This is a genomic window from Candidatus Omnitrophota bacterium (genome assembly GCA_018894435.1).
GTDB lineage: Bacteria > Omnitrophota > Gorgyraeia > JAHIPI01 > JAHIPI01 > JAHIPI01.
In genome coordinates, this window is sequence record JAHIPI010000079.1 from 16138 (window position 1) to 35795 (window position 19658).

17 protein-coding genes are annotated in these 19658 nt (G+C 44.0%); 2 read left to right on the plus strand and 15 right to left on the minus strand.

Annotated elements, in window-relative coordinates:
* Positions 1 to 7 precede the first annotated feature (7 nt).
* Together KKI13_06595 and KKI13_06600 are read left to right on the plus strand one after the other, a co-directional pair.
* Positions 8 to 1129, plus strand: a complete 1122-nt coding sequence (locus KKI13_06595) for a glycosyltransferase (GenBank protein MBU4488707.1) — start codon at positions 8 to 10, stop codon at positions 1127 to 1129.
* Positions 1126 to 2187: a nucleotidyltransferase family protein gene (locus KKI13_06600; protein MBU4488708.1), complete on the plus strand. Its 1062-nt coding sequence runs from the start codon at positions 1126 to 1128 to the stop codon at positions 2185 to 2187. Before KKI13_06595 ends, KKI13_06600 begins: the two co-directional genes overlap by 4 nt.
* Here the strand turns inward: KKI13_06600 and KKI13_06605 are convergent.
* The 15 genes from KKI13_06605 to KKI13_06675 form a co-directional block, all read right to left on the minus strand.
* The gene (locus KKI13_06605; protein ID MBU4488709.1) at positions 2133 to 3275 is read right to left on the minus strand and encodes a radical SAM protein; all 1143 of its coding nucleotides are present in this window, start codon (positions 3273 to 3275) and stop codon (positions 2133 to 2135) included. The two genes, KKI13_06600 and KKI13_06605, sit on opposite strands and share 55 nt — an antisense overlap.
* A complete protein-coding gene (locus tag KKI13_06610) occupies positions 3268 to 4299 on the minus strand; it encodes a hypothetical protein (GenBank protein ID MBU4488710.1) in 1032 nt (343 codons plus the stop codon). Before KKI13_06610 ends, KKI13_06605 begins: the two co-directional genes overlap by 8 nt.
* Complete coding sequence (locus tag KKI13_06615; protein ID MBU4488711.1) at positions 4271 to 5269, minus strand: hemolysin family protein; 999 nt, start codon at positions 5267 to 5269, stop codon at positions 4271 to 4273. Before KKI13_06615 ends, KKI13_06610 begins: the two co-directional genes overlap by 29 nt.
* Before the next feature lie 44 nt (positions 5270 to 5313).
* Positions 5314 to 5604 carry a hypothetical protein gene (locus tag KKI13_06620; GenBank protein MBU4488712.1) on the minus strand — a complete coding sequence of 97 codons (291 nt, stop codon included), beginning with the start codon at positions 5602 to 5604 and terminating at the stop codon, positions 5314 to 5316.
* A complete protein-coding gene (locus KKI13_06625; protein ID MBU4488713.1) occupies positions 5601 to 8735 on the minus strand; it encodes an efflux RND transporter permease subunit in 3135 nt (1044 codons plus the stop codon). Before KKI13_06625 ends, KKI13_06620 begins: the two co-directional genes overlap by 4 nt.
* The gene (locus tag KKI13_06630; protein MBU4488714.1) at positions 8736 to 9620 is read right to left on the minus strand and encodes an efflux RND transporter periplasmic adaptor subunit; all 885 of its coding nucleotides are present in this window, start codon (positions 9618 to 9620) and stop codon (positions 8736 to 8738) included.
* Positions 9621 to 9633: 13 nt separating this feature from the next.
* On the minus strand, positions 9634 to 11358 hold the full coding sequence (locus KKI13_06635; protein MBU4488715.1) for a TolC family protein: 1725 nt from the start codon (positions 11356 to 11358) through the stop codon (positions 9634 to 9636).
* Positions 11359 to 11369: 11 nt separating this feature from the next.
* Positions 11370 to 11810: a MarR family transcriptional regulator gene (locus tag KKI13_06640; protein MBU4488716.1), complete on the minus strand. Its 441-nt coding sequence runs from the start codon at positions 11808 to 11810 to the stop codon at positions 11370 to 11372.
* A gap of 161 nt (positions 11811 to 11971) precedes the next feature.
* Complete coding sequence (locus tag KKI13_06645) at positions 11972 to 13192, minus strand: O-antigen ligase family protein (GenBank protein MBU4488717.1); 1221 nt, start codon at positions 13190 to 13192, stop codon at positions 11972 to 11974.
* A 5-nt stretch (positions 13193 to 13197) separates the two neighbouring features.
* On the minus strand, positions 13198 to 14724 hold the full coding sequence (locus tag KKI13_06650) for a B12-binding domain-containing radical SAM protein (protein ID MBU4488718.1): 1527 nt from the start codon (positions 14722 to 14724) through the stop codon (positions 13198 to 13200).
* 33 nt (positions 14725 to 14757) lie between these two features.
* Positions 14758 to 15318, minus strand: a complete 561-nt coding sequence (locus KKI13_06655; protein ID MBU4488719.1) for a sugar transferase — start codon at positions 15316 to 15318, stop codon at positions 14758 to 14760.
* A 41-nt stretch (positions 15319 to 15359) separates the two neighbouring features.
* The gene (locus KKI13_06660; GenBank protein MBU4488720.1) at positions 15360 to 16292 is read right to left on the minus strand and encodes an NAD-dependent epimerase/dehydratase family protein; all 933 of its coding nucleotides are present in this window, start codon (positions 16290 to 16292) and stop codon (positions 15360 to 15362) included.
* A gap of 9 nt (positions 16293 to 16301) precedes the next feature.
* Entirely contained in the window at positions 16302 to 17045 is a 744-nt protein-coding gene (locus KKI13_06665) for a glycosyltransferase (protein ID MBU4488721.1), read from the minus strand.
* Positions 17046 to 17063: 18 nt separating this feature from the next.
* Positions 17064 to 18791, minus strand: coding sequence for a carbamoyltransferase (locus KKI13_06670; GenBank protein ID MBU4488722.1), 1728 nt, complete (start codon positions 18789 to 18791; stop codon positions 17064 to 17066).
* The coding region (locus KKI13_06675; protein ID MBU4488723.1) for a glycosyltransferase family 9 protein at positions 18788 to 19658 on the minus strand (871 nt) is incomplete at its 5' end. The genes KKI13_06675 and KKI13_06670, both read right to left, overlap by 4 nt.

Here is a 19658-nt window from a genome sequence, read left to right on the forward strand (position 1 = left end):
AGGTACTATGAAGATATCGATAATAGGCCCGACGCATCCTTATAGAAGCGGAATAAGCCATTACAACACCCTTTTATGCGACGAGCTGAAGAGGTACCACGACATCTCACTTTACAGCTTCAGCCGGCAATATCCAGGGTTTCTTTTTCCCGGCACATCAGATATCGATACGATAAGCCGTTTTCAGTTAAAAGAGGACCGCGCTCAATACACCATAGACTCTCTCAACCCTGTGACATGGTTTTCCACGTTGCATAAGATCAGAAAGGATTCTCCGGATTTGATAATAGCCCATTGGTGGACGACTTTCTGGGGGCCTTTATATATTACATTACTTCCTATTCTTAAAAAGATGACCGGTGCAAAGATCCTTCTTATATGCCACAATGTGGAAGACCACGAGAACTCATCCTTCAAGCGCCTGATAGCTAAAAAGGTCTTCCCCGTTGCGGATTTTCATATAGTCCACTCCGAAGAATGTAAAAACAGGCTGGCGAAAATGCTGCCGGGTACCAATGCCGAAAAGGTATTCCACCCCTTATACAGCGTATTTAACAGGAATAGAATAAGCCCGGAAAAAGCCAGGGAAAGATTAAAACTCTCCGGTAACGTCATGCTCTTCTTCGGTATTATCAGAAAATATAAGGGGCTCCGTTATCTTCTGGAGGCAATGCCGTTCATTCTGAAAAAAACTGACCTCACGCTTATAATAGCCGGGGAATTCTGGGAAGGTAAGGATTATTACCTGCATTTAATAAAGGAAAAGGGGTTAACAGATAAAATCAGAGTCATTGACCGGTTCATCCCTAACGAAGATATAGAAATATATTTTAAGGCGGCCGATGCCGTAGTCCTGCCTTATGTAAAAGGTACCGGTAGCGGCGTAGCGCAGCTTGCACTTGCCTTTGGGGTGCCTATTATAGCCACAAAGGTAGGTTCCCTTCCTGAAATCGTGGAAGACGGAAAGACCGGTTACCTGGTGGAACCGGAAAATCCGGAGGAACTGGCTGATAAAGTAATTAAATATTTCAAATCCGGCAAAAAGGATCATTTTGTAAAAAACATGGGGCAGGGTAACCGAATATATTCCTGGAAAAGGCTGAGAGAAGCCATTGAAAGCCTGCTATGAAGCTTGAAAACTTATCATTAGAAAACAGGTTCCTGATCGACTTCCTGAAAGCGGGCCTTGAGCAGGATCCGTCTTTCCTTGATTCTTACAATCCATCGAAGTTAAATTGGGATGTTATTTTCGAAAAAGCCCTCAGGCACCGCATAGCCCCCTTCTTCTCTTTCGTAATACGGCAGACTGCCCGGGAATTCTCCGTCCCGGGCTCCGCCAAAGAGTTATTTCATAAGATATATAAACAGAGCATGGAGAGAAATCTCTTTATATATAAAACGGCAGAAAAGATTACGGATGGCTTTAAGGAATATAAGATCCCGCTTATGTTTATAAGAGGGCCTATTTTAGGTAAAGATTTATATCCGGATATAGCCCTGCGCCCGATGGCCGACCTTGACCTCCTTATCAAAAAAGATGATATTCCTAAAGCACATGATGCGCTTAACCGGCTGGGTTACCAGAACTTTATATCTTCATACGAGCCTCAGCGAATATACATAAATGAAAATATAGAATTACTGCTGGAGATAGAGCTGAATTGGGATCTGGAGCCCGGTTTCGGAAAAGATAAGGATCTGCTGGCGCTGGAACCCGAGTTTCTGTTGATACATTTATTGGTACACCTGAATAAACATATAAGGCGCGGCGAAACAAAGCTGATCTGGTTCTGTGATATTTATCTGTTCATAAAACGATACGGGCATACTATGGACTGGGAAGGCTTCTCAGGCATGATAAAAAATATGCGGCTTGAAAAGCATACTTATGAGATCCTCTATTTACTAAAAGAATGGTTTGGCATTTCTTATCCTGATTGCGTGGAAAACGGCGTTAAAACAATCAGGCACTTTTATACTGAATATGATATATTTAATCCCGACTCAAAGCACAGAATGATTTATATAAAAAGGCCCGGGCTCAGGGTGCTTTTTCCGGATAAGAAATTTATGGCGAGATTCTACTCTGAGGACGGAAAGAGCTTCAGTTACTTCTTTTATCTTCTCAGGCTTTACAGGGGAGCTGTCATGGCATTTAATACGCTCTCACGAAAACTTACGCGATAAACCTCCTTTACCTCCCTGAAAAGTAATCTATATAATTCGCAAACCATATTCATCCCTTTTATACGTGAAAAAACCATATCGTCAAAGAGGCCCGCGATCCTTACTACCGGGCAACCCCTCAAATAGCAAAAATCACGTACCGCGCAACTCCTGCAGATACCATTGGAATAATTTTCGGTAAATCCGGGCAATATCTTCCTGTAAAAACATTCTTCTCCGCCCAGTCTTACGGTATCATCGACACGGCCTATGCAGAAATTATCGTCTGCCAGCGAGGAAAGCCCCAGGCAGGGATAGACCTTACCTGAGGGCGAAACCGATATGGCCCTTTCCCTGCGCAGTGTCGAACAGACAATACGCTCAAAATCAGACGGCGTATCTATCTCACGGCGCCTCTCAAGAGTCTTGACCATAAAATCGATCAGAAATATATCCATGCCGCCGTTGGGGCGCATATTATCAAAGTAAAAATGCGCCAGTCTCCTCAACTGGTCACTGGCGGTATCCACGCCGTTTTTCGTCCACCCCTGCTGTGTAACGGCAAATTGTAATATAAGTTTTTTGCATCCGAGAGAGTTTAAAAACGCGATATTTTCCATTAACCTGCCTGCGGTTTCAGATGAAACAACAAGGGAAAACACCGTATTCATGTCTACTAATCTATCGATATATTTGATGGTATCCTTAAAGGTTCCTCTTCCGTCTTTATACTTCCGGTGACAATTATGGCTTTCCTCGGTACCATCCAGGCTGATAGTAAGGCATACCTCGGGATGCTTTTCTATAAAGTCCAGTTTTTTATCGTCAAATAAAGTGCCGTTTGTAATGATGCTGAAAGAAAGCAGCTGATCTTTATTGGCGCGCGGCTTACAGTATTCCACTGCTTCTTTTATCAGGTCAAACCGCAGCATGCTTTCGCAACTAAAGAAATCTATGTGCAAAAGGCCCTTATTCGCGTCGAGAAAATAGTCGAGGCTTGTTAACATCGTCTTGAGGCTCATCTCTTCTCTGTCCTTACGGACCAGGCAATAATCGCACGCGAGATTGCACCCGTTAATAAGATTTAAAAAAAGAATGTCCTTAGCCAACTCCGCATACCTCTTTCATTAATGAAGAGAACTTGTTATGATCGCGCCCTATTAAGAACCGGTAACATTTTGCCTTGCTTCCGGCTACTAATTTACGATACGCATTTTCTACTTTTTTTATCCTGTTATCCTTGTCCATCATCCACCATAGGGAATTACCGATCTCCCTGAGATGCCCCTCTTTAAGCCTGGCTAACGCCTCTTTGCCGCTTATCTTTTTACACACGCTATCATCGGAATTATGAAAATTCAGGAAGACCAGAGTCGATGGCAACTTCGGGCCCAATTCGCTCTTTTTGGCAAAAAAGGCCTTTCCCAGATCAACATACCATCCTTTGGTCTTCTCAAAATAATGTGACGGATCCAGAAATTTCAGCCTATTCTTTAATCCGGGAAAGTTTAAAAACATCCTCTTATCTACCCTGCTCCTTGTATAAAATGGCAGCAATTCACCCGACGGTCTGAAGAGGACCCTGTCTTCCGAAAAGAGGCGGTATCCGCTCTCCAGACAGCTCAAAGCTGCGGTAGTTTTGCCGGAATGGGTATTGCCGCAGAAGAGAACAGTCTTCCCGCCGTTAACCACACCGGAGCAATGAATGGGGAAAAGTCCCTTCTCTTCCAGCAGAATATCGAACATCATCTTCATGGTAAATTTTATCTGAAGTACTATATTTTCTGCGGATTTTGCAAAGCATCGTACTTCGTTTTTTGCGTAATCTACGCTTATTAAATACCTGTTTTTTATCTCGTAAAATATGCGGTTCTTATCGTCCGGCAGTACATAAACGGAATATGATGAAAGGTAAAAATCGCAAACGGCATTTTTGGGAATAAAGTCGCGGGGGAATATATCTGTTTCGATAACTACTATCGTACCGTGGTAAGACGGCGCCTTCCGGACCGATAAATAGGTACTGTAGTACCTTTTCATCTCCCGCAGGAGAAGGCTTGAGTTGGTCTCCAGGGTTACGGATACATTATAGGCCTTGAAATGTTTAGCTTTTACTTTCAATATCGTACTCATCCTGTATTTCGCCGACGATCTCCTCAAGAAGGTCCTCCAGCGTCACCAGGCCTTCTATCTTGCCGTTTTCGCCGGTCACTATAGCAAGGTGGGTATGCCCTTTTTGAAATTCTGCCAGAAGTTCCGTAACCTTTTTGGAACCCGGGACAACTACTGGCGGCGATATAATATCATGCAAAACAACAAGGCCTTTATTGACGACCACGTTTAGGAGATCTTTTGTCTTTATTATACCCACGATATTATCCGGGCCGGACTTATAAACAGGGAATCTAGAATAACCCGATTCAATAACCTTGTCCAGCATGTCGTCTATATTGGAATCTACGTCAAAAGAGACTATCTGATCCTTCGGAGTCATAACGCTCCTGACCACTGTCTTACTTAGATCGAGGACGCGCGACAGCATCAAGTATCTCTCTTTAAGGAGCGTGCCGTCTTCCTGGGCTATTTTAATAAACGCCCTTATCTCTTCCTCCGTAATGAAGGTTTTTGCCTTCTTGGTACCGCCCGTAATTTTGGTGATAAAATTTATTACTACTGAAAAGGCACTGGCCACGGGAGCAAGAAAGCGCACCAAAACATATATCGGCCTGGCTAATCTTAGCGAAAGTCTTTCGGCGTACATTGCGGCATAACTCTTTGCCAATACTTCAAAGAATATTATAAGAAAGGCCGCTATGATGGTGGCAAAAAGCACGCCCCTTGCCTCTCCCACCAAAGAGACAAGTATTACGGTAATAAGAGCGGCTATCAGGGCGCCGACTACATTATTAGCAATCAATATAGTCCCGAAGAACCTCTCGGGGGCTTCCAGGATCTTCAATATTATCTGGGCGGGTTTTGATCCGTCTGATGCCAGCTTGCGGAGGCGCAGGCGGCTTATAGCGATGAATGAGATCTCTGATGCGGCAGTCACAGCAGCCAAGAGAAGCAATATAATAAGGGATACGATGGCTATGGCGCTCATAGTTTCATTATATTACCACGCCGCCCATCGCCAAGCAAGATAATTTAAGTAAGTTCATCCAGGGGCAGAACGAAGGCCTTTATGCCTTCGTTGCCGAGGGTCTTTCGCAGCTCTTTTACGCAGGATACCACTTTTTTGGCCTCGTCGTCCTTGCAGGCCACGTATAGAATACTGTTCCTGCCGGGCCATATGTCAGTGCCGAGATGCGTCCCGGAGGTATCGCCCTTGCCATAAGTGCCGTTTATTTTTGTATAATTCTTTATGGCGCAATGAGTTAAGACTTCCATCACTTCTATGTCGACAGCTTCGTTATAGGATATCATTACCATTTTCATCGGGTTTTTCCACCGTTCTTTTTCATCCTGTTCTCCACTATCGCATAAAGCGTAGGGACAAAAAGCATTGTGATTAAAGTCGAGAGTGAAAGCCCGCTCATAATCGTGATGCCGAGAGGCTGCCAGGATTCAGAGCCCTCACCTCTTGAGAGAGTCATAGGTAAAAGGGCCGCCAATGTCGTGATTGTAGTCATAAGTACCGGCCGCAATCTGTCTTTTCCGCCTTTTGTAACCGCATCCAGCATCGAATAACCCCTCGCGCGAAGAATATTTATATAACTTATAAGCACAATGGCGTTATTGACCACTATGCCCATCAGCATTATGATCCCAAGGAATGAAGTAAGGCTGAGCGTCGTACCCGTCAGAAGAAAGCCTAAAAATACACCCGTGAATGTAAACGGCACAGCGAACATAACTATAAAAGGATCGACCAGCGACTCAAACTGAGCCGCCATTACCATATATACCAATATAATCCCCAGAAGGAGTAACAAAGTCAAATCCTTAAATGCCTTTCCCTGCTCTTCAGCTTCGCCCCCGAAATTTATCATCATATCGGCAGGTACGACTATGTTGCGTAATTCTTTTTCTATGTCTTCCTTGACCTTTCCGGCCGAACGGTTATATACGTTGCATTCCACCCTCACAACTCTTTCCCTGTTCTGCCGCTCTATCTCCACGGGCCCGGCTTTTTCGTAGACTTTAGCGAAATTAGCCAGTTTTATCTGTTCTCCCGTAAGCGTAGAGACTATTGATAGGTTCGCCACATCCTTCACCTTGGAACGGAAAGATTCCTCCAGGCGTACATATATATCATAGGTCTCCCCTTTTTCCCTGTATTTGGTGGCTGTCGATCCCTCTACGAAAGTCTTGACGCTCGAGGCTATGGTGTTCATCGTAAGGCCGAGCGTAGCTGCCTTTTCCCTGTCCACCTCTATGACAAGTTCCGGACGGTTTATGTCCCTTGAAATGCTCGTATCAACAACTCCCGGTACCTTTTCCATCGCAGTTTTTATCTTTTGAGCCAAGGCATTTGTTTCATCGAAAGAATGGCCTATGATCTCCACTTGTATCGCCTTGCCGCCCATACCGGTTATTAGCCTCCCGATCGGATTTCCTGTGGAAACATCTGTCTTGATGACGCCGGGGATGGCTTCTATCTTCTCCCTGATAACCTGTCCTACTTCCTTGACAGAACGTTCTCTCTCAGTCTTAGGCACAAGTTTGGCGCCGCTCACAATAACATGCTTTCCGGCCGAACCGCCCATGGCCCTTCCCATTCCGCCGGACGGTTCACCGCTTCTGACATATACGTACTGCGCCTCCGGAGCGCTTTTTCTTAAGATATCTTCTATCTTTTGGGCTACCTTATCTGTTTCTTCAAGCCTTGTACCTAAAGGAAGCTCTACGGTTATGCGGATATCGCCGCTATCTTCTTCAGGGATGAACTCGTTCCCTATAAATCGGGATAAAAATAAACTCAATATAAAAGCGCCCAAAAACCCGGCTATGACGGTCTTTTTGTGGTGCATACACCAGTTAAGCGCTTTCTCATAAATATCCTCCAGCCAGTCAAACCACCTCTCGGATGTTTCATAAAATTTAGAAAACCACTTTTGGCGAGGAGTGACAGCATCCTTTTTTGGTTCAAGTTTTAACCACCTGGAACAGAGCATAGGCGTAAAAGTGCTGGCAGTAAAAAGCGAGGCCAGAAGCGTAACAATAATTATCGCGGCAAGCTGGCCAAATATAATACCGACTACGCCGCTTATAAATAACATGGGCATAAATACCACTATTGTAGTCAATGTCGACGCTCCCACGGCAAGCAATATTTCAGATGTGCCGAAAATGGCCGCCTCTTGCGGCCTTTCGCCTCTTTCTATATGGCGCATGGCGTTATCCACGACGACTATGGCATTATCAACGACCAATCCTGCGGCTATAGCCAGCGCTGATATGCTTATAACATTCATCGTCTTCCCGCTGAGGAAAAGATATATAAAAGCGATTAAAAGCGAAAACGGGATTGTGAGCGCGATTATGATACTCGCAAAAAGCTGCCGGAGAAAGAACCAGACCACAAAGATTACTAATATTACGCCTATCCAGAGAGTCCCCTTTAGAGACTCCAGCGCCGTTATGATATCTTTTGAAGTGTCAAAGATGGTGTACATCTTTACGTCGGAAGGCAAGGTCGGTTCAATTTTCTTGATCTTCTCTTTTACCATGGCCGCCACTTGGACGGTATTTGTCCCTGCCTGCTTCTGCACCATCATCATTATGCTGGGGGTTTTATTGATCCTTACTTTCATGGCAACTTCTTTGAAGCCGTCCTCGATCTTCGCGACATCCCTCAAATATACGAATTTGTTGTCCCGTTTACCTAGTATTACAAGATTTATCTCCTCGGGGCTTGTGAATTCGCCCGGCAGCCGCAGGAGGTAATCGGTAAACCCTGTCTTTATGCTGCCAAGCGGCTGGGTGACGTTTTCCTCTCTCAAAGCATTCTTTATGTCAAGTATGGAAAAGCCGTATCCCTCTAATCGTTCGCGGTCTATCCATATATTGATCTGCCGCTCAAGCCCGCCCATAAGCTGTACGGTACCGACGCCGGGAAGCTGCCTCAGGGCATCGCCTACCCTTTTGTCTATCAATTCATATAATTCCGGATATGTCTGGTTTGCCGTTACTCCAAAGAAAAGTATCGGGATATTAGCAGTGTTGAATTTGAATATAAAGGGGTTTTCCATTTCATCGGGTATATCAGGCAGGACACGCTTACTCAATTCTATGCGGTCGCGGATATCATTGGAGGCCTCATCGAGATTCGTCCCCCAAATAAATTTAAGGCTTATAATCGAAACACCTTCAATGGAGCGTGAACTTATCTTCTCGACGCCGGGAGTTGTGGCAAGCTGATTTTCGAGGGGCTCGGTCACTTTTATCTCAACATCTTCCGAACTTGCGCCCGGATATGTCGATATAACGCTTATAACCGGCGGCTCGATCTCGGGCATCATATCCACCCCAAGCCGGGTCAGGCTGTAACCGGCGATGATGATTATCGAGAAAAAGATCATCAGGTTTGTGACCGGCCTTTTTACGCCGAATTCTGGAAGATTCATTTAGTCTACCTCTACGTGTACAAGCGAGCCGTCGCGAAGTTTCTGCTGGCCCATTACAGCGACCAGTTCTCCTTCTTCTAAGCCGCTTGTAATCTCAAAATAAGGCCCTTCATGTATGCCTACGTCAACATTTCTTAAGACCGCCTTGTCACCCTCTATTACATATATGTAGGTATTCGGCGCTTTGCCCATGATAGCTTCTTTTAAAACTACCGGCGCATTCTTTCGCTCCTCTATGGTGAGTTCTACTCTCGCGAACATACCCGAGCGAAGGTAGTAATCGGGATTATCTATCACTATCTTTATGGGAGCGGCGCGCGTCTGCAAGTCGACTACAGGGCTTATCATGGTGACCTTGCCTATAAATTTTTCGTTCGGGTAGGCATCGACCGCTATCTCCGCTTCCTGGCCCAATGACACCTCAGGCAAGTACCTCTCGGGAATATCAAGGTCTATCTCCATCTTATTCATGTTGGACACAAGCGCTATTGGTGTCTCCGGCGTGACATTTGAACCTATGTCCACATAGACCCTTCCCACAATTCCGGCAAGAGGGCTTTCGACGGGCGCTTTTTCAAACCGTAAACCCACTTCATCCCTGTCTACATAAGCAATAACATCGCCCTTTTTTACGATGCTGCCGTCTTCTTTGATCTTTTCTATAATCTTCCCGCTCACTTTAGGGTATACAGTGGCCTCATCCTGGCCCATTAAGTCACCTACGTACTCGAGGGACCTTTTGAGGTCTTTAGACTCTACTTTCATCGCCCTGACCGGTACCGCTTCCTGCTTCTCTTTAACTGCCGCTTTTCTTCCGCAGCCCGATATGGCAATGACCGTGATTATAAAACATAGGATATAAAAAATCGTTTTAAATATTTTCATCTGAGCCTCTCTATTATTCCAACGTTATATTGTCTTCTTCGAGCATCGTCCCTTTTACCTTGGCCAATTCAATCAGTGTGATCTTATAATCTATGACGCTCTTTATAAAATTCACCTGCGCCCTTGTAAGGCGTTCCTGATAATCCACCATGTCCTTTGTGCCAACGAGCCCGGCTTTAAATCGCAATTCCTGGGCTTCGTAATTCCGCTCTTCGGCCTTCTTTGTCTCGCCGGAGGCCTCCAGCATCCTGTATTTAATGTCTATATTTCTGACGGCATCTCTTATCTGTAATATTATATTCTGCTCAAGGCGTTTAAAACCTATAAGTGCCTGCTGCTTTTCCAGCTTGGACTTTTCATAATTTCCCTTGTTCGCGTCATCCCAGAATGGAAAGGAAACGCTTACGCCCGCAGACCAATCCTGATAATCCCCGCTCCCCAGCGTATTCATATCGCTCCTATAACCCTTACCCAGGCCGTTTGACCCGTAGCTTCCGACAAGATCCACTGTAGGCAGCATGCCGTTCCGGTAAAAAATGACATCTATGTCTCTATTCTTCAGGTCGATTTTGGCCGCCTCGTAATCCGGCCTGTATTTAAACGCTTCATTTATGGCCTCTACAAGGCCGGGCATCTCTTTTTCATAGGTCACCTTATCCAGAAGCACTATGTCAGAATTCCAAAGTTCCGGGTCATCTATGAGGTTTGTTATAAATTTCAGGTTATCCTCGGATGTCTTCATGGCATTTTCCGCGGCAGCCAAACCCTGTCTTGCGCGCGAGACTTCCGCCACCGATTGAAGAAGGTCTACATCGCTCGCTAGGCCTTTTTCATACCTCTCTTTATTTATCCTGTGAAGTTCCTCCGAGCGCATCAGGGCCGCCTCGACGGCTCTATACTGTTCCTGCGTGTACTGAAAATCGTAGTAACTCTTTTTTACGTCGGTAAGGACTACTAGCAGCTCTTTAATGACATCCTGGTCCGATTTTAATTTATTATTTTTCGCTATCAGGAAATTGGCCTTATTTACAATGAGGCCGGCCCCCTTGAGGAGCGGCTGAGTCACCGTAATTCCGGTGAATGAATCGTAATACGGATTGGGGCTCTGGATCCTGGAATTGGACTCTAACCTTGTATTATTAAAGTCCACCTCTATTTCTGTGCCGGTAGTAAGCTTCTGGTCATACCCCAGGTTCAATGTGCCCGTCTGGCTTGTAGATTTTGCTGGCACAAAAAGTGGAGTAGCCCCCACTTCGGTATTGTCCCGGTAAGTGAAATCGGCGGATAATTCCGGGTCAAACGCGCCTTTCTCTTTTCTTACATTGGCCTTTTCTATGAGCGGAGAGATCTTTTTTACCAGTATTTCGGAATTGTTTTTGAGCGCCATGGCGACGCAGTCTACCATGCCTATTCGAAGTGTCTTTTGTATAGCAGCCGTCGCGATAAAATCCTCTTTGGTAAAAGTCGGGATCTTATCGGACGACGGCTTAAGGACGGATTTACCATCCGGCATCTTTGCCGGTTCAAACCGGAGTTCCATGGGCTTGGGGGCGGCTTCCTCTATTATATCCCCTATTCCCTTCGTGCCTTCTTCCATAATGGTCGTAGTTTCTCCTTCGGCAGGCACTACTTCGGTCTGGATATATGTGACCTCTGTCTCCGGCGCGGCTTCTTCCGCAGAGGCAGAGAATAGACCAAATATAAAAACAGAAATTAATATAAAAATGTATCTTTTCATAAAAATGCCCTTTACTCTGTTAAATGCTCTTTTATATGATTAAGAATGCCGAGATACTCTTCTCTTTCTTTCTCGGATATCTTATCAAACATGTTTATGATCATCTGGCGCCTGTGTTCAATCATCTTCCTCACTATGTCATTTCCCTTGGCAGTTATCTTTACTTTGATTATGCGCCTGTCTTCGGTATCGGGCTTCCTCATAACGTATCCGTACCTCACAAGCTTATCGACTATGCCGGTCACGGCCGCAGTAGTCACATTGAGCATCTTTGATATATCGGTCATTTTCAGCTCGCCTTCCCTGCTCAGGTAATCGAGTATCCCGAACTGGGGAATCGTGATCTTTGTCTTGTAGAACTCTTTCGTCTGCTGGCGAAGAAAATTGCGCATAATCAAAGGCATTATCTCGTTTATCCTGTCTGCAAATTCCGATATCGGCATCCCGGCCATTGTCCGCCTCCGCAGGTTATCTAACCAGGTTATTCTAACCTGGTTAGATTTAGCTAAGCAACTGAATATCTAATGCGACTAAATGTCAAGTATCTTAAATATTAACTACCTTAAATATACCACAGGAACCATAGTTTGTCAAGGGGGGTATTGGAAAAATTTTAAGGAAGGTTTTTCTGTAAAGCGACTCTTTGCACAGCGACAATTAATCCCATTATAAACCACATCAAATTGCCCAGTTGAAGCGTGTATATATTGACGTCGAAAAAGCTATGTACTAAAAACCCAAATAGCCCTGCCAAGAGGCCTACTAGTACGGCTTCATAGAACTTGTCATTTATTCTTTTAACATTTATTAGCGATGTCCTGAAAAGTGCGATTAATATCCAAAGAAACGCCCCCAGTCCGAGCAGGCCGGACTCCGCTGCCATTTGGAGATAAGAGTTGTGTGGATAGCAGCCTGTTTCTTCCGTAAGTTTATACTTAGGGGCGATGCTGGCGTAGGTATTTAATCCGCTGCCCAGGATCGGATAATCCGCGGTAATATTCAGCGCTTCCTGCCATAAAGTAACCCTAACGTCATCTATCATTGAAGCTTTCATACGTTCTTTTATGTAATGAGGCGCAATAAAAGGTAAGATCAATACTAATATTATGGAAATTACGAATAACCGCTTGCTCCGGAAGAGCCCCAATAAAACAAAAGATAATAAAACCGCTATCAAAGCGCTTCTTGAATACGTTAACACGAAGCCAAAAATCAAGATGCATACTAAAATCCATAAGAGAGCTTTTTTGCTGCTTTTTGAAAAATAAGCAAGGCTGAACGCCAGCGGAAGCATTATGATAAGCCAGGCGGCAAAGCCGTTCGGGGTATCAAAACATGCGATAACCCTATAGCCCTGCACAGGATAATTTCTCAAGAAATCGGCTCCCGTAACAAGCTGAAATATTCCGTCTATGCCCACAAGAAGTGCTGAGGCAATTATTACTTTTAAGATTAAATTTACTTTTTCTTTAGTGCTAATGCTCTCGGCGACTATAAAATATATCATTATCCACTCAAAAAGCTTAAAGAAAAAACCTTCCAGGCTTAAGGGGAGCGAAACGCTGCCTATGGTGGATAAAAAGCCTATCAAAACAAATAAGGCCATCGGTAAATTTAACTCTGTATAAACCGGCGCAAGCGCCTTTAAAAGGGAAACTCGGTGAGCGCTGGAATAATAGATTATAAAGTGCTTTATAACCCAGCAGGTCAGCGCAATAATGAAAAATATCTCTACCATAGATTTTGAAAACGGCAGAGTAAATATCATAGCGCACAAAGATATCAGTACTGCCTTATCGAATAATTGCCTGTTTTTTACCATTATGCTTTCCATTTAGCTTATTTAAACAGATTAAAGTATATCTTCTTTAAATCCTGTATCTGTTTACGGCCCAAATGCTTTCTTAAAAATAATTTCCAGTCGGCGTGCATCATGATAATACTCAGAAGGGCGACACACCTATTAATAAAAGACTCGCATTTTTTATCCAGAAAGCTATAAAAACGAAGCATGCGATCAGAGACAAAGGCCCTGGGGACACTTCCGATCTTGACCCGGCTGGATTTACCGGCCATCATCAATAATGTAAAATGAAAAAGTTTATGCTTTATATTTTCATTTTTTAGCACTGAATATCCGTGCCGCGCATCCCCGTGCCTATCCCTATGGCTTATATTAAGGCCTGCTTCAATGGCCCGCTCTCGAAGCTTCGTCCCTGGATAAAAAGCCAAATTGTTGCTAAAAATAAAAAACGGCGCCGGGAATTTTTTGATAAATTGAATAGTACTTATCAGGTCCTCTCTTGTCTCAAAAGGATTCATGCCGATAAAATCGTAATGCGTAAGCACCTCCTTGAAATTGCTAAGGGAGCGGACTATTTCCAACAGCTTATCATTAGCAATCTTTCGGTTGTAAACATTATAATTGACGTTCTCGCTCCCGCTTTGAATACCAAAAATCAGCCTGTCCATCCCCGCTTCGGCCATAATTCTTACCTTTTCCTCGGAATAAGTCCACGGCGAAACAAGGATAATAAAAGGCTTATTGATTTCTTTTTTGTACCTAATAGCGAAATCGCGGATCTGCCCGGTGTCTTTGGCGAAAAAAGTATCGTCTTCGAGCCAGAAACTTCTAATAACCGGATACGCCCTGTTGACTTCTTTCAAATGAGCGATAAAATAGTCATTTGTATACTGCCTGACCTTTTTTCTCCACGGAAAATTCTCGTTAATTTTATGATTTGAGCAATAGGTACAGCTATGGGGGCACCCGCGCGAGCCCATAACCTCAAAAGAATCACAGGTAATATGACCAAACTTCATCGGCACCAGCCTGTTCGATACAAGAATATATTGGTGGCTTAAATCGTAGTCGGGGAAAGGATAATCATTTATATCTTTACTCAATGGTTGGGGCGGATTCTTGAATATCTTGCCCTGATATTTACCCTGCAGTCCGGGGATGTCGCAAAATGATCTATTATTTGCCAGGCAGTCTGCCAGTTCCACTATAAGGTCTTCCCCCTCTCCGTAACAAATAAAATCGAAACTGTCAAAAGCGCTCTCCGGGTCTAATATGGCATGAACGCCGCCTATTATAACAGGGGCTTTCACATTTTTTTGCAGCGCCTTCCTTACCTCAACGGCTTTCTTGATCCCGTGCGTCATACACGAAATACCGATAAGGTTCGCGCCTTTACAAATATTTTCAAGGTCTTCCCAATGAAATTTACTAAAATTATCCCCTAAATACGGCATAAGCACTATAGAGGTATCGAAACCGTGTTTTATCAGATTCGCGGAGATAATCTTAGCGCCCAAAGCCGCGGCGCTTTCATCCGTAGAAATAAGCACTATCTTAAACATATTGGCTGACCTGCGAGTATCCTTCATAACTAGCTAATACTTCACTCCTTCTCTCTTTATGACCTTAAGCAGCGTAATAAATATGATTTTAATATCTAAAAGCAAGCTTTTATTTTTTAGATAATACTCATCAAATTCAACCTTTATGGGAATGGGTAATTTGTCCCTGCCGTTAATCTGGGCCCACCCGGTAACGCCCGGGGTAAGGCTGTGCACATTCTTTCTAGACCTCAATTCTATCAAATCGTCCTGGTTGAATAATGCCGGCCTTGGGCCCACAAATGTCATATCGCCCGATATTATGTTGAATAATTGCGGCAGCTCATCTAAACTAAATCTGCGCAAAAAAGAGCCTATTGGCGTAACGTAGCGATCCGCATCTTTAAAAAGATGCGTTGCGACTACCGGCGTATCGATTCGCATCGTGCGAAATTTGCACATTTTAAATATCTTATTATCTTTTCCCACCCTGTCCGACCAGTATAATACCGGGCCGGCGGAGGTCAATTTAATAATTACCGCGATCGCCAATAACGGCAAGCTTAAGCAAGCCAATAGTAAAAGCGCAGTAATTAAATCAAAAATACGTTTCACCATCTTTTGTCATTGCGAGCCCCAAAGGGGCGAAGCAATCCTTATCCTTTAACGGTTTGTTTAATCCCTTCTTCAATGGTAAACGGCGGTTTCCAGCCAAGCAAATTTCTGATCTTACTGCTGTCAATAAGCAAAGTTCTTGTCAATTTTTCTACTTCTTCGCCCTTCCCTGCAATTTTGCCGAGCATCCTTAATATGCCCGGATGCAAAGAAAATAAGAGCGCTTTTTTATCCATCGCAAAAGCGATCATCTTTATTAATTTCGGCGTAGAAATATCCTCGCCATCGCTTACCATAAAAGTCTCGCCTGCCGCCAAAGGATGAGTAACACAAGTAATGATGGCATCTATCAAATTACCGAGGTAAATAAAACTGCGCCGGTTGGTAATACCCCCGAACGGTAAAGGCAGTCCTAGGCCGGCCATCTTAATCAAATTCTTAAAATTGGCTTTTACCCCTGGCCCGTAAACCAAGGGAAGTCGCAAAACTATACATTGAAGGCCCGTTTCGGCGGCTATGCGCGCCAATAAACCTTCGGCTTCTTGCTTGCTGATGCCATAGGCGTCCTTGGGTGCCGGAAGGTCATTTTCGGTATATGACCGTGGAGCCCCTTCGCCATTTACTTTGACCGAACTAATAAAAATAAATTTTTTAACTCCCCATTTTGCGGCCATGCGAGCCAGCCGTTCCGTGCCCAGCGCATTAACTCTGCGGAACGCGGCTAGCGAATTATCGGCTTTATTGCCCAATATGTGCGCTCGCCCGGCCGAATGAACAACTATATCTACTCCGACTAACGCCTTTTGCCAGTTGGTCTGAGGGCCTATATCGCCGATCTCGACTATTTCGTAATTAACAGAAAGTTTATCGTCCTTTTGCCGCACTGCAGCGCGCAGATCAAAATCGCACTCATACAAAGCTTCGCATAATGCCTTTCCAATAAAACCTGTCGCGCCGGTGATTAGTATCCTCATAATATGTATTTAACGAAATTGCTTTATCTTTTCTGCGATTTTTGAATAAAAGAAAAATGGTGATACGCCTATTTTATTCTCCCTTAAGATCTTCATTATTACGATGTTCTGTTTTATTATATTGCGGATACTATTATTCGAGTATCCCCCCAATCGCATCCTCACCATAGCTTCCGGAATATAGTGTGTCTTTATTTTCGATTTTTCCATAAATCTGAATAAAATTTCATAATCTAAAGCTATCGGCAGGCTTAAATCAAAATGTCCGTATTTTTCGTACACGTATCTTTTGGCAAAAAAGGTGGGGTGCGGGGGCATCCACCCTTTTTTGAATAAACCTTCCCTGTATTCACACGATTTCCAATGCCTTACGATTATATCAGTATTGATCCTGTCTACATAAACCAGATCGCTGTAACATGCATCTACTTTCTTTTCGCTTATTGCCTTTGCCATAGTACCTACAACCGAAGTTCCTGCATAAATATCGTCGGCATTCAAAATCCCGATGATGTCGCCCGATGCCAATTTAATCCCCTTATTCATAGCGTCATAAATGCCTTTGTCCGGCTCGCTTATGAATTTGGTAATTTTGCTGCCGTAGGATTTAACTATATCAACCGTACCGTCTTTTGACCCGCCGTCGATAACTATATGTTCGATCTCTTTATGGCTCTGCCCTAAAATACTTTTGATAGTATCCTCAATGGTAGCGCAGCCGTTTAAGACAGGCGTTATAATCGAAACTTTCATAATTATGCTCTTTCGTATTTAGTTATGGGTAATATAAAAATTTTCTAACACCAGGCGGTCGATCTTTGTATTCATGAAGCAATCTAACGCGTCTATTGGAGTATTTACAATAGGCTCGTTATCATTAAATGAAGTATTTAAAACAAGAGGTACGCCGGTTATTCCTTCGAATCTTTTTATTAAATCGTAATATTTGGGGTTTAAACCACGGCTTACTGTCTGCAATCTGCCTGTTCCGTCAATGTTGGTGACTGCCGGCACAATTCCTATTTTATCCTCTTTAATTTTATAGACTTTCTCCATAAAAGGGGCGGGCCGGCTCTCTTCAAACCATTCCGCTGCCTTTTCCTCCAGTATAGACGGGGCAAAAGGCCTGAAGTCCTCTCTTTTCTTGATCCGCAGGTTTAAAATATCTTTCATATCTTTGCGCCTGGGATCAGCAAGAATACTCCTGTTTCCCAACGCTCGCGGCCCCCATTCGGATCTGCCTTGAAACCAGCCGACCACCTTGCCGTTGGCAATTTCGCTTGCCGTCTTTTCGCACAATTCCTCTTCCTTCAACTCCTCATACTTTAAATTTCTTTTTTCTAATTCTGCCTTAATATCTTTCATCTCGAACTTTGGGCCCCAAAACGGTGAATCCATAACAAAATCTCGCGGCCGGCCTAATACATGGTGCCATAAGTAAAATGCGGCGCCGATTGCACCGCCGGCATCATAAGCTGCAGGTGGGATGTAAATCTCTCTAAACGGTGTTTTGCCATAAATCTTCCCGTTTGCGAGGCCGTTTTGAATGCATCCTCCGGCTAAAACCAGTCTGTCCATTTTTGTCTTTGTATATAAACTATTCAAAATATGGAAAAATACCTCTTCATACACAGCTTGCGTAGAAGCAGCGATGTCGCGGAACCTTCGATCAAGATCCTCGCCCTTAGCCCTTGAGGCACCTAAAAGCCCTGTTAACTTTTCTGAAAACAGCCTTTTAATCTCCGGCTTTTCGTTAAACCATGTCATCTCGACGCCGCCCCTATCATGCAAAAAATACGAGGTATCCAGCTCAAAAAACCCGTTATTTTTGATCTTAACGACATTCCGCAATTTATCTGCATAGACCGGCGAGCCGTACGCCGACAATCCCATTACTTTATACTCATCGCCGTAATTCAAAAAACCCAAAAATTGTGTCATTGCCGTATAAAAAATACCCAAAGAATGCGGAAAATCAACGTAGTCCATACAGTGGATTTTTTTATCTTTCCCTATTGCTGTAGCAGTACTCAAAAAATCTCCAAAGCCGTCAATTGAAACGGCTGCGGCTTCCTTAAAGGGGCTGACAAAAAACGCGCTCGATATATGGGCCCTGTGGTGCCCTATTTTAAAAAGCTTAGCCCGTAGCTTCTTTTCGTTTATGCCAAACTCTGCGGATAGATATTTTTTAATGTCTGCGTTAAGAAAATAATTATTGATCCGCGCCTTTAGGAATGAGGTGCTTTGTCTTTTAAACAAAATACGCAATAATTTTTTGTGCAGCCTGTTCAGCGGATTGCGGGCGATAGCTATATTATCAACATCGCCTAAATTTATACCGGCAAAAGAAAGGCACCATTCGATTGATTTCGTAGGCAGTCCGGCCCAATGTTTAATCCGCCGGATCCTCTCTTCTTCTATAGCCGCTATCAATTTACCGTCAACTACAATTGCCGCGGATGAATCTCCATGATACGCATTGATACCGAGGATAATCATAAAACATCCATTTTGTACGGTTCTTTACTGAGCCGATTAATATATTTTTCTGCGATGCCGAATACCCTCTCGACCGAGATAGTATCCATGCAAAACCGTTTCGGATTCCTGCAAATTTTCTTTGAACTGCATAGGCAGGGAATATCGGGCCTGACAACGGAGTGGCCTTCGCCATAAGGGCCGTAGATTTCAGGGTCTGTCGGCCCGAATAACGCAATCGTCGGTGTTCGTAATAATGCTGCCATATGCATGGGCGCGGTATCATTTCCGATGAATAAATCTGCCTTCTTCAGTAAAGCAGATAGTTGAACAAGCGTCCCGGTAAATAAAGCAGGCGCCTCCTTCATTTGGGCGAGGATCTTATTTATAGACTCTGCATCTTCAACAGCGCCTACCATGATTACTTTAGCGTCGCGTTGACTAATAAGCTTATCGCATAATGCTGCAAATTTTTCTTTTGGCCATTCCTTTGCGGGCCATCGGCTTACGGGATGTACTATGATTAAGACATCCTGCCCTAAAGTAATGTTGTTGGCTTTCAGAAATTGGCCTACTACCTCTTTATCCTCAGCGGGGGCAGGAATAGTGCATCCGACACTCTCTGCATGACCCTTACCTGTACATGAAGAAATAAGATCGATAAAATGTTCGACTTCGCTCACACCCTCCTTATAATGAACCTGGTGCGTCAGAAGCCATTCCATGCCGCCGATATCGAATCCAATGCGGCATGGAACGCTCGCTAAAAACATAACGATCCTGTTGCGCATGTCTCCCCTCATATCAATAGCCATATCAAATTTCTTTTGCCTTAAATAAGGCGCCCTTCCCAGCATTTCACGAAAAAGTTTTTTAAAGTCCGGCCGG

Excerpts from the sequence above, each read along its gene's own strand:
- KKI13_06595 (MBU4488707.1), top strand. The coding sequence starts at position 8 with ATGAAGATATCGATAATAGGCCCGACGCATCCTTATAGAAGCGGAATA.
- KKI13_06600 (MBU4488708.1), top strand. The coding sequence starts at position 1,126 with ATGAAGCTTGAAAACTTATCATTAGAAAACAGGTTCCTGATCGACTTC.
- KKI13_06610 (MBU4488710.1), bottom strand. The coding sequence starts at position 4,299 with ATGAGTACGATATTGAAAGTAAAAGCTAAACATTTCAAGGCCTATAAT.
- KKI13_06615 (MBU4488711.1), bottom strand. The coding sequence starts at position 5,269 with ATGAGCGCCATAGCCATCGTATCCCTTATTATATTGCTTCTCTTGGCT.
- KKI13_06620 (MBU4488712.1), bottom strand. The coding sequence starts at position 5,604 with ATGAAAATGGTAATGATATCCTATAACGAAGCTGTCGACATAGAAGTG.
- KKI13_06625 (MBU4488713.1), bottom strand. The coding sequence starts at position 8,735 with ATGAATCTTCCAGAATTCGGCGTAAAAAGGCCGGTCACAAACCTGATG.
- KKI13_06630 (MBU4488714.1), bottom strand. The coding sequence starts at position 9,620 with ATGAAAATATTTAAAACGATTTTTTATATCCTATGTTTTATAATCACG.
- KKI13_06635 (MBU4488715.1), bottom strand. The coding sequence starts at position 11,358 with ATGAAAAGATACATTTTTATATTAATTTCTGTTTTTATATTTGGTCTA.
- KKI13_06640 (MBU4488716.1), bottom strand. The coding sequence starts at position 11,810 with ATGGCCGGGATGCCGATATCGGAATTTGCAGACAGGATAAACGAGATA.
- KKI13_06645 (MBU4488717.1), bottom strand. The coding sequence starts at position 13,192 with ATGGAAAGCATAATGGTAAAAAACAGGCAATTATTCGATAAGGCAGTA.
- KKI13_06650 (MBU4488718.1), bottom strand. The coding sequence starts at position 14,724 with ATGTTTAAGATAGTGCTTATTTCTACGGATGAAAGCGCCGCGGCTTTG.
- KKI13_06660 (MBU4488720.1), bottom strand. The coding sequence starts at position 16,292 with ATGAGGATACTAATCACCGGCGCGACAGGTTTTATTGGAAAGGCATTA.
- KKI13_06665 (MBU4488721.1), bottom strand. The coding sequence starts at position 17,045 with ATGAAAGTTTCGATTATAACGCCTGTCTTAAACGGCTGCGCTACCATT.
- KKI13_06670 (MBU4488722.1), bottom strand. The coding sequence starts at position 18,791 with ATGATTATCCTCGGTATCAATGCGTATCATGGAGATTCATCCGCGGCA.